This is a genomic window from Paenibacillus sp. J31R120 (assembly GCF_056269225.1).
This window is the reverse complement of record NZ_JBWDNN010000003.1, coordinates 1-14,527: the sequence shown is the minus strand read 5'-3', so window position 1 is coordinate 14,527 and position 14,527 is coordinate 1. Positions and strand designations below refer to the sequence as shown.

Here is a 14,527-nt window from a genome sequence, read left to right as displayed (position 1 = left end):
ATCAACTTGCAATGCTGCATCGTACCAATTTATGGGCATACGCAATCCGACGAGGACGTTCGAGAGGAGAGCCATTCATGCATCAATTATCGGTTAGGCAAGTCAATAGCTTGTTACAGGGTAACGCTCTGGCTGCCGAACTGCCAGCCATCATCGATAGCAACCGGTCTTTTATCAAAATACAAGCTGTTGACGCGCCGCTATTATTGAATCCGCACTCAGAAGCACTGACCACTATGCGGTTCTATTTAAGGAAATACGAGGTGCCTATCGACTACCTGGAAAATGACTATGATATTTCAGACGAAGAGCTTGTGCATTCAATCCATTTCACTAACCTAATCGGGTTTAGCCAACTGGAAGAGAAGCTAGCGCTTTATCTCCACGACTTCTCCATCTTAATAGAAGAATGGAAGTGCGATAATCCATTGTAATGTGTTACTTGGGTTTCTGAATCGGCTCATCCACTTCGCCGCGAAGCAAGGCGATCTCGTGCTTGTAAGGCGGATTACTGTACTTCTTCTCACCGATAGATGGGGTCTCCAGCAGCTTCGGTATGTCATCTAATTGCGGGTGGTGGACGACATATCGAAGCGCTTCAAGCCCAATGTAGCCATGGCCAATATTCTCGTGTCGGTCTTTATGGGAGCCGCGCGGATTTTTGGAATCGTTCACGTGAATGACCTTTATCCGCTCAATACCAATCAATCGGTCAAACTCCTCCAGTACGCCGTCAAAGTCCTCTTTCACCTTGTAGCCCGCATCATGAATATGGCAGGTGTCCATACATACGGATAAACGCTCATTGTGTTTTACGCCCATCATGATCGCTGCGATTTCCTCAAAAGTACGGCCGCATTCCGTTCCTTTGCCCGCCATCGTCTCTAGTGCGATCTGGACATTTCGCTTCTCGGTTAATATTTCGTTTAAACCTTCTATAATCTTCAGCAAACCGGGAACTGTACCCGCTCCGCCATGCGATCCCGGATGAACGACAATCTGATCTGAACCGAGGTATTCTGTCCGCTCAATCTCCGAACGCAGAAATTCAACCCCGTGCTCAAAACGGCCGGGGTCTGTCGTATTGCCTAAATTAATGATGAAAGGGGCGTGGACGACGATATGGCTAATGCCATGTTCCTTCATATGCGCATGCCCAGCCTCTACATTAAGCTCGGTTAATGGCTTGCGCCGCGTATTATGCGGAGCTCCCGAATAGATCAGAAACGTATTCGCACCATAAGAAGCCGCTTCTTCACTCGCTTGAAGCAGCATTTTTTTGCCGGACATCGATACATGAGAACCAACTAATAAGGCCATTGCGTTCATCCTTCAACTCTTTTTGTTCTTATTGTTGCCTTGTTTTGGATTCAGTAAGCACAGCTGGATCTTTCATGCTCAAAACAATCAGTGGACAAAGGGCTTGGCGCAGATCAAGCTCTCATGGTACTGTGGAAATAGCCATTCACAAGGAAGAATAGACACTACTACTTCATCTAGAAAGCAGGGATTCCATGCTAACTCCAGTCACGCTTCAAGGAAATATTATCCGGCTAGAACCTATGACCATCGATCATGCGGGCGATCTACATGCCGCAGGTATGGAGGATCGGTCAACTTATTCCTATACGAATGTACCGGAGAGTGCTCAGGAAGCGCAAGCTTACATACAGGGCGCTTTGTCCGGTTGGGAAGCGGGCCGTATGCTGCCGTTTGTCGTGCGCCATATGGAATCAGACCGTATCATTGGATCAACGCGATTTCTTGATTTGGACGTGTTTGGCTGGCCTCCGCCATGGCCGCCAGGCGTAACGAAAGGGTTATCGCCATCTGATGCAAATCCGCCAACCGTAGCGGAAATCGGAAGCACCTGGTATTCGGCCACAGCTCAGCGGACAGGCGTCAATACGGAATGCAAGCTGCTTCTGCTTAGTCACGCGTTCGAGGTATGGCGTTCGGTTCGTGTGACACTCAAGACAGATGCCCGCAACATGCGGTCCCGGCAGGCGATCGAACGGATCGGCGCTTTGTATGAAGGGATACGAAGAGCCCATGTGCCCGCTAGCAATGGCGGAATACGGGATACAGCCTATTACTCGATACTTGCTGAAGAGTGGCCTGAGGTTCGTGCGAATTTGACGGATCGGCTTCAAAGAAGCTACGAGTAGCGAAAAATAGGAGGAGGGAACGTTTGTTCGACGTTAGGTATGGATTCAGGTGCAATGGGGGATGCCAGTATCGTAATCAGCTGAATGGAAGAAAAAGCCGTCGCATACGCGTCGGCTTTGTGCTAGTTACGATTACCTTCAAATATCTATGTCTGAAGCGTATGGGACGGCATTTCTTCCTTTACGCGCTTAGCTTGCGTTTCAGGTTTGTAAACCAGGTTTGGGTAAAGCGAGCTTGCTTCTCCCATTCAGCTTCACGAACTTTCCACAGCTGATGCGATACGTAGTCATTCATGAACATGGTTGCCAACTCCCTTTTCTCTTGTCATGCCTCCATTATGCGTCAGATTTCCCCAGAGAAAAAGTGTACATTGCTGCTTCCCGTTTTCCCCTTTTACAGCATCCATTGTCCATCTTAAGAATTGCCGCTCCTACCACGCATCTCACAAGGTGCTTTTCACCCGCAAGGATTTAAGATATAGTAGCCTAATGAGCAAGCCCTCCTAAAACCATTCCAAAAAGGTGATTGACATGACATCGTACGAACGTATCCTAACGATGGTCCCGCCATTTCCCTAGCTAGGCTCCTCCTATAACTAACCAATAGACCATGCTTGTAGGAGGGCATACAACGTGAATAAAAAGGCAGCACCATCTTTATTGTTAATGATTGTATTAGTCGCGTTTCCGCAAATTAGCGAAACGATTTATACCCCGTCGTTGCCGGACATCTCGGATGCTTTCGACGCATCGAATCGTCTGGTTCAAATGACGTTAAGCATTTACTTCATCGGATTTGCGCTAGGCGTATTCTGCTGGGGCTGGATGTCCGATCTGATCGGGAGAAGACCTGCCATGCTTGCCGGTCTTGTGTGCTATGGCATCGGCAGTCTGATGTGCTTACTGTCGCCAACTATCGAGTGGCTGCTCGTGAGCAGACTCGTACAAGCGTTCGGCGCAGCAACAGGCTCTATCATTACGCAGACGATCCTGCGCGAGAGCTTTTCAGGGAATGCACGAAATGCCGTGTTTGCCCAAATCTCGGCGGTTATCGCTTTTACACCTGCGGTAGGGCCGCTTATTGGCGGCTGGGTGGACCAAATCTGGGGATTCGAAGCGGTATTCTTCGTACTGGTCGCCATAAGTGTAGGGCTATTCGCGTATGCCTACGCCAAGCTGCCGGAGACACATCCGCCTGATGCCAGAGTTCGTGCAGCTGTGGTTCCGGTTATAAAGCGGATGATCACCTCACCGCGGGTGATCGCCTTTGCGTTGCTAATAGGCGGCATTAACGGCGTGCTCTTCAGTTATTACGCCGAAGCTCCGTTTATTTTTATCGACCACTTTAAGCTGTCGACTGGCTTATATGGCTTTCTAGGCATTATGGTTGCATTAGCGACGGCAGCAGGAGCGATGTACTCTAGGCGGTTACTGCCTCATTATCGTCCGGAGACGATCATTCATCTAGGATTGGCGGTCATGACAGGCGGTGCATTGTTGCTGGTTGGCGTGAATGCCATGGAGATGGCTGATAGCGTTTTGTTCTGGTCGATAATTGTTTCACTATTCATCATGCTGTTAGGTGCAGGCATGGCATTGCCGAATTGCCTAAGTCTGGCGCTTGTCGACTTCCGCGATGTGGTGGGAACAGCAGGGGCTATCTTCAGCTCGGGCTATTATGTACTCGTCAGTCTCATTACAATGGGAATGGGACTGCTCCATACCGGGTCACTGATGACGATGCCGATTTATTTTATGACATTAAGTATCGGAATGGCTGTGATCGGCTTTGTCTGGGTTAGAAGAAAGCCGTAAAGGCTGCGATTGTAGAGATACTGTTATAAATGCAGAAAAGAAATAAGAAAATGAGCATGATTGGATAAGCGCCGGAGCGGGAGGCGCTTATTTTTTTTGGAATTGTATCCTATAAGGAGAATTAAGATAGCGTTAAGCTTCTGTTTTATTTGACTTTAAACTAATTTGTTACATTAGACTCTCACAAGCACGACGATACAGGGAGGAATTACGTGATGAAGAAGACACTTTTCGTTTTGTTAAAAGTATTGGGCATCATTTTGCTAGTCATCATCGCTTTATTGGTGATTGTGTATGCCGTTAATGCAGCTAGCAACCGGTCAGAGGAGGCTAAAATACAATCGTATGGCCAGCATATGACGGTTGACGGGAAAAATATGAATGTGCTCATTCAAGGGAGCGGGGAAGAGACGATTGTGCTGTTGCCTGGATATGGCACCGCAGCGCCGGCACTTGATTTCAAGCCACTCGTGGACGAGCTTGCTCCATTCTATAAGGTCGTTGTTGTGGAGCCATTCGGTTACGGATTAAGTGATATCACTGAAAAAGAACGTACGATAGAGAATATAACTTCCGAGCTTCATGAAGCTCTTCAGCAGTTAAAGATTGATCGCTATATCCTCATGGGGCATTCTATCTCCGGTATATACGGGTTAGAGTATGTCAATCAATACCGGAATGAAGTTAGTGCGTTTGTGGGGATCGACACCAGTGTTCCAGCACAAGGCGGAGGAGAAGAGCTGCCTGTTGATGCCATGAAAATGTTGAAGGATTCAGGATTTTACCGTCTGCTTTTAAAATTATCTCCAGACCAAGTGATTGCCCCAGACGTCGACGAGGAGACAAAAGAGCAGATTCGAATACTCACCCTTCGAAATATGATGAATGCCAACATCGCCAACGAATCCAAGTACTTTGACGATAACTTCAAAGCGGTAGAGAACAAGCAATTCCCAGCAGATCTGCCACTCATTTTCTTCCTTGACGGAAGTTCGACGGATGTAGAAAACTGGATTCCGATGCATGAAGAACAGGCCAAAGATTCGATTCATGGGAAAGTCGTAACGATGGAGGACGGTACTCATTATTTGCATCACCAGTATTCCAAAGAGATTACAGAGCAATTCAGAGCGTTCATGAGCGAGATTGCAGCTGATTAATCACATTCGAACGACGAGAAATGATCGAGCGGACCGCATGATACGGTTCGCTCTTTTTCATATACAAATCATTTAATGTCGTAAGTTAACATAATAATTATTACGTAATTTATGGAGCTGAATCTTCCTTAAAAAACAAATCCCCCATTCAACGCTTGTTAGCGTGATAGGGGGATTCTCGTTGTTTATTCGTAAATATCCGTCAGCAGCTTGCCGAGCTGCTCCATTGCTTCTTGCTCTTGGTCCCCGTCAATCTCAAGCGTAACCTCATCCTGTGCGGCTATGCCAAGGGTAAGCATGCTGAGCGAGCTTTTGCCGTTCACTTTTTTGCCTTTGTTTTCGACTTTAATCGTGCAAGGGAAGGCGGATGCCGCTTGAACAAACGCTTTGGTAGGTCGTACGTGGAATCCTGTCGGATTGATAATCGTAAATGTTTTGCTAATCATAACGTTGCCTCCTTAAGATTGGCTTCTAACGAAGTCTTGAATCTCATCTTGTGTAGCCATCGCTAATGCCTGTTCAGCTAGCTGCGACCAGCGCTCATAGGAGAGACCGCCGATCTGTGCTCTTGCGGGCAGAATCGAGCTTGCGCTCATGCTGAATTCATGCAGTCCAAGACCGAGCAGCAAGGGAATAGCCGACTCGTCGCCAGCCATCTCCCCGCACATGCCGACCCATTTACCTTCCTTGCGCGCTGCTTCAATAACCATTCGAACAAGGCGAAGGACTGAGGGATTACATGGCTGGTACAGATAAGAGACGGTTTCATTCATACGATCGGCCGCCATTGTATACTGGATCAAGTCGTTCGTGCCGATGCTGAAAAAATCTACTTCCTTGGCGAACAAATCAGCGGATACCGCCGCCGCCGGAATCTCGACCATCATTCCGATTTCGATTGTATCTGAGACAGGGATTCCTTCTGCCAGAAGCTTGGCTTTTTCTTCTTCCAGAAGCGCCTTGGCATCCCGCAATTCACTCAATACGGCTATCATCGGGAACATAATCTTCAGGTTTCCATAGCTGCTTGCCCGCAGAAGCGCGCGCAGCTGTGTACGGAATAGATCGGGGCGTTCCAGACATAGGCGCAATGCACGCTGTCCAAGAAACGGATTTGCTTCCTTCGGTAATTCCAAATAAGGGAGCTCTTTGTCACCGCCAATATCGAGCGTCCGGATGACTACCGGCTTGCCGTTCATTTTTTCCAATACATATTTGTAGCTGGTGAACTGTTCTTCTTCTGTAGGCAGCGAGCTGCGGCCCATATAAAGAAACTCGGTTCGGAATAAGCCAATCGCCTCAGCGCCATTGTCCAGAGCCTTCTGAACATCCTCCAGCTTGCCGATGTTGGCAGCCAATTCTACGCAATGGCCGTCATCGGAAAGGGAATGGCGGCTAACCCACTTGGCTAGCTCCGCTTGCTGCTGGTCGTATTGTTCTTTTTTGCCAGTGAAATCTTGCTGCTGCTGCTCGCTCGGGTTAATCGTGACTGTCCCATTCGTTGCGTCAAGCAGCGCCAACGCTCCTGTCTGGATATCATCGCTTAGCGCTCCGACACCAACAATCGCGGGAATACCCAGCGATCGGGCCATAATGGCCGAATGCGAGGTGCGGCTGCCGATTTCAGTAATAAAGCCTTTGACCACCCCTATATCCAGCTTAGCGGTATCTGAAGGTGCAAGATCGTTCGCAACGATAATACAAGGTTCCGTTAATTGCGATAGATCGGTTTGTGTGACACCGCTCAAGCGTCCGATCAGCTTGCCCGATACGTCACGAACATCAGCCGCGCGTTCTCTCAGATACTCGTCGTCCATTTGCTTTAAAACTTCGATGAAGGAAGAGGAGGCGGTGTGTAACGCGTACTCGGCATTGACCGATTCATTTTGGATCGCTTCCATAACTGCATCTATAAGATCGGGGTCTTCCAATATCATGAGATGACCCTCGAAGATTTCCGCTTTTTCTTCGCCAAGCTTAGCTTTCACGGAGTCGCGAAGCTGCTCCAGCTCTGCCCGTGTCTCGCGCAGCGCAGCCTGCAGCCGCTCGATTTCCGACTTGGTATCTGTAATGGTTGTTTCTTCAATGACGGGCTGACTGTTGCGATAGATCAAGATCGGTGCGACTGCCATGCCTGGCGATGCGTTAATGCCTTGCAATAACCGTGTCATATGCGATCACTCCTTTCCTTCTTCAAGGTATTGTATGCTTCCCGTACAGCGGCATGAAGCGGGTGATTCTCATCAAGACCGGTGAACTCAGTCACCGCAGAGGAAATCCCATCCCGGCTGATCGTTTGCTGAATCTGCACCGCTTCCGGATCATCCTGAGAATCAAAGAGCAGCGCAGCTGCCATTGCTTGGGCCAGGTACGGCGTTTCAATCCCAAACTCATAGGCGGATAGGGCAGGACGTACGAGTCTATCATTTGGAGAAAGCTTGCGAATCGGGGAACGGCCAACCCGAACAACCTCATCGGTCAGATGCGGATTGCGGAACCGCTCCAGAATAGTTTGAGTATAACGTTTATGCTCATCTGCATCAAAGCCATATTGTGCGATTAGCGCACTGCCCGTCTCTTGCATGGCGCCTTCTACTTGCGCCACAATAGACGGCTGCCTCATAACCTCTTGTATGGTGTCCAAGCCTTGCAGATAGCCATGATAGGCTGCGCAGCAATGTCCGGTATTCACGGTGAACAGCTTGCGCTCAATGTAAGGCTGCAGCTGATCCGCATAGTGAACACCCGGAATCTCTTTATGACTGGGTGGCAGGGAAGAGCGGTCAACTACCCACTCGTAGTAAGGTTCGACAAGCACTTTGAGACGATCCTCGTGCTGCTGAAGAGGAACAATGCGGTCAACCGCAGCGTCGGGGAAGAAAGCCATTCGGCTTGCCTCTGCTTGTTGCTGCTTCGTTAGATGGCTATAGACAAGCTCTTGGAGCTGTGTGCTTCCGCCAATGGCATTCTCGCAGGCAATGAGGACTAGCGGGCCGCCTGACTGCTCGAGCCTTCTAACGATACCCGAGGCGATTGAACCGGCAATATGCTTAAGCACATTCACGCCTACGGCTGTTGTGACCAGATCGGCCCCGGCAACCGCCTCGGCGACTTGCGCCTGGTCACTGCCATGAATGGCGGTGACATGATCTACTGTAAAGGATTGTTGCTCGTCACCGGCATACACGACGGAATATTGCCTACGCTCCTGAAGCAGCCGGACAAGCTCTTGATCCACATCTACAAATGTGACTTGGTAGCCGGCTTGAGACAACAGCAGGCCAATAAAACCGCGCCCGATGTTGCCTCCGCCAAAATGTACGGCCTTCATTATTCCATACCTTCTGCAAAGATGCCAAGAAGCTCTTCTTTGCTCGAAGCGTTCAGAATCCGCTCCATATCGTCTTCATCCGATACAAGAACGGCCAGGCTGGACAGCAGCTCCAGATGCTCATCGCCTACGGCGGCAAGACCGATGACAAGACGAGCGGCTTCACCGCCGAAGTCCACTTCATTCGCCAGTACAACGACGGAGATGCCTGTCGATTGAATCAAGCTTTTGGAATCATTTGTGCCATGGGGCATAGCGAGCCCGCCGCCCAGGTAGGTAGAGGAGACTTGCTCACGCTCAATCATTTTGTCCACATAGGCGGCAGGTACGTGGCCCGCATCGACCAGCAGCTGTCCGGCAAGGCGGATCGCTTCGAATTTATCGGCAACGGATGCGTTCAAAATAATGGTGTTTGTTGTCAGTATGCTCATGATGGTTCTCTCCATTCCAATTTGGATTTCATATATATCTCTAGTTGGCGTGACATGAAGGAGCGGATTCGCTCCGCTATCCCTTCATTCAACAGCTGGTTCATCTCTGGCTGAAGCAGCATCGCACTAATCTCACTGAGCAGCTCCAATGCGATCCGGTTCAAGCCTGCCGGAGCCAGCATAATAAGAAATTGCGAGGCAAGCTGCTGTTCCTGTTCATTCATGAGAAGCGGCTCTTGCAGGCGGAACAGCGATATCAACGGCTTTGTTATAAGCTCGCTTCGGGTATGGAACATGGCCAGGCTCGTATCCGGGATAAACACGCTGCCTTGCTGCTCGCGCTGAATGAGCAGATTGGCAATCGCATTCGTATGCTGTCGATCGTCTTCCTTAAGCATGAGCGGCAGCGCATCCTTCAGCAGCCCATTAAGCTTTGGAGAACGCCCGTGGTCCAACTCATAGACATGGAACGACTCCAAAATCATCACCGTTTCCATTGCATAACGGTTGAGCAAATTAAGCCTTTGCCAAGCATCTTGCTTATCATCCTTCTCATCCACGATCTCAGGGGATACCGATAACTCGCAAATATGACTGCGCAGCCGTTCGGCTTCATCCTTAGTCAGAAGGGGACTGAGCTTAATATAACGATCAGGCTCAATCGGCAAATCGACTGTAGATATAATCAAATCATATTTCTCACTCGGCATGCGTGACGCTTCATACCAGGAGTAGTGCCCAAGTAGCTCCACTTGCGGCACTTCCTTAACGATGCGAACGGCAAGCAGCTTGGAGGAGCCGATGCCGCTCGTGCAAACGAGCAAGGCCCGCACTTGTCTTGGAACAAGCTTCCAACGCTCGATGGCTGCGCCGAAATGCATAGCTAGATAGCCTGCTTCTTCTTCGGGTATAACAAGGTCCGGCCATGCTTTCGCAGCGCTGCGAATAGTCGACTCCAACAAAGATTCATAGTCGTTTTTGATTTGAGCGAGCAGGGGATTGCGAATCGCTTCACCCTGTTGCAGCCGCTCCAGCGCATGTCCCAGATGGCTGATCAAGCCTTCAAGCAGCGTTCGATCTTTGTGAAAAGGGGTCCCGGTTTCTTCCTCCATCAAGCGTATGAGTGATATCGCACGCTCGGCGAGTCCAAGCCCGTATTGCTCCAGCAGTGCAGATGCACTGCGCTTTTCTTTTTCTTTGGCCTGATCCAGCAGTGACTGCATATATCTAAGCTCCTCATCAGGCATTGCGTCGATCCCGAGGGAGGAGGAGAGGGCATTCAGCTTTTGTTTGCTTTCCTCACTGATTTGGACGGAGGATAGACGGGCAGCAGACGAGATCAAATGTCCTTTTTGGATACGAATAAAGGCAACGGATAACCGTACAAGGAGTCGGTTATAGTCGGCTTCTCTTAGCCGCCTGACCCAAATCTCGTCCAGCTGCCATAAAGTGCGCTCTACCGAAAACAAGGCATCATGGCCTACGAGCTTCAGCAGCTCATGAGTGGTTGGCCATATTTCTTTTCGAGATAAGGCGCCAAGAAAATCATCGATATATTCCTCCGCCAGCTTGACAATGAAATTGCGGCGGTCTGTTTCCTCACCCGTAATCTCTATGCCGTACCCGCGCCTGCGAACGAGAGCAAGGCCACTGTTCGTCAGTGATGTCTCCAGCTCTTCCAGGTCACGGCTGACGGTAGGAATCGCCGCTTGAACCTCGCTTGCGAGAGAGAAGAGCTTGATCGGTTCATCCTGACTAAGGAGTTGACAGAGGATGAGCACCTTGCGTTCTTCAGGGGAATACGTCTCGGTATCGGATCTCCGCAGCTGCTCTTGAAACTCGCCGAGGCTGCGCTGATCGCCCATGAGCTTAATGCCGGAGCCGGATTTTTTGACAAGTGCTATATCATAGCCAGCCAGTACGGGGTCTAGTATTTGAAGCTCCCGATGAACCGTTCTGGAGCTAATCCCAATGGTCTGACCCAGCTGATCGGCTGTAATATCGTCCTGCCGGCTAAGCAGCAGCTCCAATATTTTGCGTTGTCTATTGGATACTTTCATAGTCCGGCGGCCTCCTTTACGGAAAATTAACGTAACGCGGGCGTATCTTCACGCCAGCGTTACGATTTCTTATTATGTGCCTAATCGGCTTACTAACTCGTCATACTGCGGGCTTTTCAGGAAGTCATCGATGGAGATATGCTCTGCTGCAGGAACCTTCAGCCGCGCCCGATCTGTCAGTGTCTTATGCGTAATGACGATATCAGCGTCACTCGGAAGATCGTTGATCGCCGTATTAATGACCGTCACATCAATGCCTGATTTCGTCATCTTCTTCCGCAGGATGGAGGCGCCCATCGCGCTTGAGCCCATGCCCGCATCGCAGGCAAATACGATTTTCCGAACGTTTTCGATCGTTTTAGGCGCCGCTTCTGGAGTTGGGGACGCTACCGCTGTCCCTTTCGCCTGAGCTTTCATTTCTTTCATTTTGGTCTGTGCAGATTCCAGATCTTCGCCATCCTCTTTTTGCTTGGATGTCTTCATCAGCAGGGCAGCGACGAGGAACGATACAATCGTTGCTACAACAACACCGCTAAGCATCGGCAGCCATCCGCCCTTTGGCGTCATGGCAAAGTAAGCGAAGATACTGCCCGGTGAAGGGGTGGCGACAAGGCCTGCTCCAAACAGAACGAAGGTGAACGTACCAGCAACACCACCGGCAATCGCTGCCAAAATCAGTCTCGGGTTCATCAGGATGTACGGGAAGTAGATCTCGTGAATACCGCCCAAGAAATGAATGACAACCGCGCCTGGAGCAGATTGCTTGGCAGCTCCGCGCCCGAACAGCCAGAAGGCGAGCAGGATGCCGAGACCCGGACCTGGATTCGATTCCAGCATGAAAATAATCGATTGCCCAGTTTTCGTCGCTTGATCAAGTGCGATCGGGCCTAGCACGCCGTGGTTAATGGCATTATTCAGGAACAATACTTTGGCCGGCTCAATAATGATATTCGTGAGCGGCAGCAGTCCCGCGTCAATCAGCCATTGAACGCCGTTAGCGAGCCCTTTGCTGATCATCTCGACAACGGGGCCAATGCCTTTGTAGGCACCGAGCGCCAGAAGTCCGCCGATAATCCCGGAGGAGAAGTTGTTGATCAGCATCTCGAAGCCGGAAGGAATCTTGCCTTCGATCGACTGATCGAACTTTTTAAGTATCCATGCGGCCAGCGGGCCGATAATCATGGCTCCGAGGAACATCGGAATGTCTGAGCCGATAATAACCCCCATCGTAGCCACAGCGCCGATGACGCCACCGCGCGTGCCGTGAATCATTTGGCCGCCGGTATAGCCGATCAGAATCGGCAGAAGATAGGTAATCATCGGTCCGACGAGTGTCGCCAGACTTTCATTCGGGAACCATCCGGTTGGAATGAACAGGGCCGTGATCAAGCCCCAAGCAATAAAAGCGCCGATATTAGGCATAACCATGCCGCTCAAGAATCGTCCGAATTTCTGAATAGCGACTTTGGCACCGCCTTGCTCGGAAGCGGATTGCTGTTGTTGACTCATGATCAGTTGACCTCCTTAATAGGGTTAATTATTCATAAATGCTTTCTTGAAGCTGTAGTCATCATAATACGTAAGCGTTTTCAAGTTCAATCAAATGAAAAGCAGCTTTCGTCATGAAAGCTGTTGACAATATGTTATGATGGCGCAAAAAAAAGCATGAATAATTTAAGATGAAAGCGCATTATAGCAGCATTGTGCAGCTAGTATTGAACATATGCAAGCGATAGGAAGGACATATCAGTGACAACCGTTCGTTATGAGAGGAGCGGCCCTATATATCCTTTATTTACTTTTAATCTAAGCGCCATACTTCTTCCATTTGGCCGCCCGGTTCGTCATGCAGCTGGACCAAGGGAAAGTGAGTTCGTTATTGTAACGCTATGCAACAATGTCATTCAGCATATCGAGACTTTGGATTTGAACGAAAAGTCATATACGCAGATAGATAAAGCAGGGGAGTAGAGCCAAATATGTTGGGACATTCACTATGATTGATGGTGAGTCCTTTTTGTGGCTGACAGGAAAATGGCAATGAAGCGGGTGATGATTAATATAGTTAAATAAATAATGCAACTAGTTGACTTCATTATTATGGATATATCTTGTGTTTGCCTCAGATATATCCGTTCCTTCCAAAGAGTACAGTTGAAGAGCACCCTACTGACGCCATATCCATCGTTCATTCTATTGCTATAACCGCAGTTAGATTTCATGATCTATGAATTCATTTATAATTCGGGGATAGGTTGATGTTGAAACAATCTATCAATATCAACAAAGGCGGGGTAAAACCGGCAATGAAAGGTGAAGCGAATGGAATGAGAGCAACGAATGGGAGATATCTTTTTCAATTACTTCGTGACGATAATGTTGAAATCAGCCTTTACTGGCTCAATGAAGAAATGGATGAATGGATAGAACTGAATAATTTCGGGATCGAAAGGGAGAAGGGCGTCGTAAGCGGTACAACCGACCACTTTACCAAATTTGCAGTATTGCGAAACCTGTAGCGGAAAATAATTCTGGAGTTCACTTAACGATTTGAATGGTCACTGGGCGTTTCTACATGGGCACAGAAGGCGGTCGTTGTCGCAGTAGAGCATGGAATGATTGCCGGTTATCCGGATAACACGATGAAACCCCAAGCCCATGCAACCAGGGCGGAATCGGTAACTGTCATATTAAAAGCTATCGAAAAATAATCAAATGACCCCAAATCAATGTCTCATTTTGTTGGAAAAGGATGAAACTCTAATTTGACGGGTTTCATCCTTTGTCTTGGGACAACAAGAATACTGACCGTTGAAACAAAAGTGGGTGCATAACATTAGTTTGAATCAAAACAGGATGCATAATTAACAGAACTACAACTATCATCCGCTACAGGGCTGGATCGTCTGACTAGCGACCGAAATTATGCTGCTGTCTGCGGGATGATGCAGATCTTCCAGGGCTACTGACTGCGAACGGGGTTAGGCATGATTTGGGGTACGGAACCCATCAATCAACATAAAAGTTATGAAAAAGTCTAGCGTATTACAGGCGAGGAAAATGCTCGTCCTATCTCTTCATATTGGTCGGTTATGAATGGATATCGTTTGTTATACTACCAGCTCGAGCAACCTGAATACCGATCCAACACTCATTTAGTCAACGCCTTTTGCATTCGCAGGTTCTAGTGCTGACAAGTTCTCAACTTTCTGGTTGTGGAATTGCTCATGAACTTTGGCTCCTTGATCGTTCGGAATAGAGGCAGGCATAGCCTCACTCGTTTTATATGAATATGTCTTCACCAAGCTATATTATTTTAAAAAACTAAAATTGGAGTTGTTCTGAGAAATATCGTCCCTACTCATATGTAATTAATTACCTGTAGCTATTGTGAAACAGCCATGTTATATTATTAGTCCGGCCGCGAGATACAAACGGCGGATACGAAAGAGATTGTTCTTTGAAAACTGAACAACGAGCGAAACTGCCCTGTTAATTCTAAGGAATTAATAGATAGAAGAAGAGCTCACATTGACCTTGGTCAGTGTGAAGAACTTCGAAG

Annotated in this window: 13 protein-coding genes; 6 read left to right on the top strand and 7 right to left on the bottom strand. The window is 48.7% G+C overall.

The features are described 5' to 3' along the window. The first annotated feature begins 77 nt into the window (after positions 1–77). Complete coding sequence (locus tag AC0YNW_RS12290) at positions 78–434, top strand: hypothetical protein (RefSeq protein ID WP_475832230.1); 357 nt, start codon at positions 78–80, stop codon at positions 432–434. 4 nt (positions 435–438) lie between these two features. Here AC0YNW_RS12290 and AC0YNW_RS12285 read toward each other — a convergent pair whose 3' ends face one another. Then, a complete protein-coding gene (locus AC0YNW_RS12285) occupies positions 439–1,320 on the bottom strand; it encodes a deoxyribonuclease IV (RefSeq protein WP_475832229.1) in 882 nt (293 codons plus the stop codon). 194 nt (positions 1,321–1,514) lie between these two features. Here AC0YNW_RS12285 and AC0YNW_RS12280 point away from each other — a divergent pair, with 194 nt between their 5' ends. The 3 genes from AC0YNW_RS12280 (at position 1,515) to AC0YNW_RS12270 (ending at position 5,143) form a co-directional block, all read left to right on the top strand. Beyond that, positions 1,515–2,168 carry a GNAT family N-acetyltransferase gene (locus AC0YNW_RS12280; protein WP_475832228.1) on the top strand — a complete coding sequence of 218 codons (654 nt, stop codon included), beginning with the start codon at positions 1,515–1,517 and terminating at the stop codon, positions 2,166–2,168. A 633-nt stretch (positions 2,169–2,801) separates the two neighbouring features. Next, positions 2,802–3,983 (top strand): multidrug effflux MFS transporter, encoded by a 1,182-nt coding sequence (locus AC0YNW_RS12275; RefSeq protein ID WP_387472906.1) that lies wholly within the window; start codon positions 2,802–2,804, stop codon positions 3,981–3,983. Between the two features lie 215 nt (positions 3,984–4,198). Beyond that, complete coding sequence (locus AC0YNW_RS12270; RefSeq protein ID WP_475832227.1) at positions 4,199–5,143, top strand: alpha/beta fold hydrolase; 945 nt, start codon at positions 4,199–4,201, stop codon at positions 5,141–5,143. A 185-nt stretch (positions 5,144–5,328) separates the two neighbouring features. Here AC0YNW_RS12270 and AC0YNW_RS12265 read toward each other — a convergent pair whose 3' ends face one another. The 6 genes from AC0YNW_RS12265 to AC0YNW_RS12240 all read right to left on the bottom strand — a co-directional run bounded on the left by AC0YNW_RS12265 (position 5,329) and on the right by AC0YNW_RS12240 (position 12,474). Next, a complete protein-coding gene (locus AC0YNW_RS12265; RefSeq protein WP_119799892.1) occupies positions 5,329–5,589 on the bottom strand; it encodes an HPr family phosphocarrier protein in 261 nt (86 codons plus the stop codon). Between the two features lie 12 nt (positions 5,590–5,601). Next, positions 5,602–7,314 (bottom strand): phosphoenolpyruvate--protein phosphotransferase, encoded by a 1,713-nt coding sequence (gene ptsP, locus AC0YNW_RS12260; protein WP_475832226.1) that lies wholly within the window; start codon positions 7,312–7,314, stop codon positions 5,602–5,604. Beyond that, positions 7,311–8,474 (bottom strand): mannitol-1-phosphate 5-dehydrogenase, encoded by a 1,164-nt coding sequence (locus tag AC0YNW_RS12255; RefSeq protein WP_475832225.1) that lies wholly within the window; start codon positions 8,472–8,474, stop codon positions 7,311–7,313. Before AC0YNW_RS12255 ends, ptsP begins: the two co-directional genes overlap by 4 nt. After that, the gene (locus tag AC0YNW_RS12250; RefSeq protein WP_387472896.1) at positions 8,474–8,905 is read right to left on the bottom strand and encodes a PTS mannitol transporter subunit IIA; all 432 of its coding nucleotides are present in this window, start codon (positions 8,903–8,905) and stop codon (positions 8,474–8,476) included. Before AC0YNW_RS12250 ends, AC0YNW_RS12255 begins: the two co-directional genes overlap by 1 nt. Next, entirely contained in the window at positions 8,902–10,965 is a 2,064-nt protein-coding gene (locus AC0YNW_RS12245) for a BglG family transcription antiterminator (protein ID WP_475832224.1), read from the bottom strand. Before AC0YNW_RS12245 ends, AC0YNW_RS12250 begins: the two co-directional genes overlap by 4 nt. 72 nt (positions 10,966–11,037) lie before the next feature. Next, positions 11,038–12,474 carry a PTS mannitol transporter subunit IIBC gene (locus tag AC0YNW_RS12240; protein ID WP_475832223.1) on the bottom strand — a complete coding sequence of 479 codons (1,437 nt, stop codon included), beginning with the start codon at positions 12,472–12,474 and terminating at the stop codon, positions 11,038–11,040. Positions 12,475–13,223: 749 nt separating this feature from the next. Here AC0YNW_RS12240 and AC0YNW_RS12235 point away from each other — a divergent pair. After that, positions 13,224–13,484: a hypothetical protein gene (locus AC0YNW_RS12235; protein WP_475832222.1), complete on the top strand. Its 261-nt coding sequence runs from the start codon at positions 13,224–13,226 to the stop codon at positions 13,482–13,484. A 42-nt stretch (positions 13,485–13,526) separates the two neighbouring features. Beyond that, entirely contained in the window at positions 13,527–13,676 is a 150-nt protein-coding gene (locus AC0YNW_RS12230; RefSeq protein ID WP_475832692.1) for an S-layer homology domain-containing protein, read from the top strand. Positions 13,677–14,527: the final 851 nt, after the last annotated feature.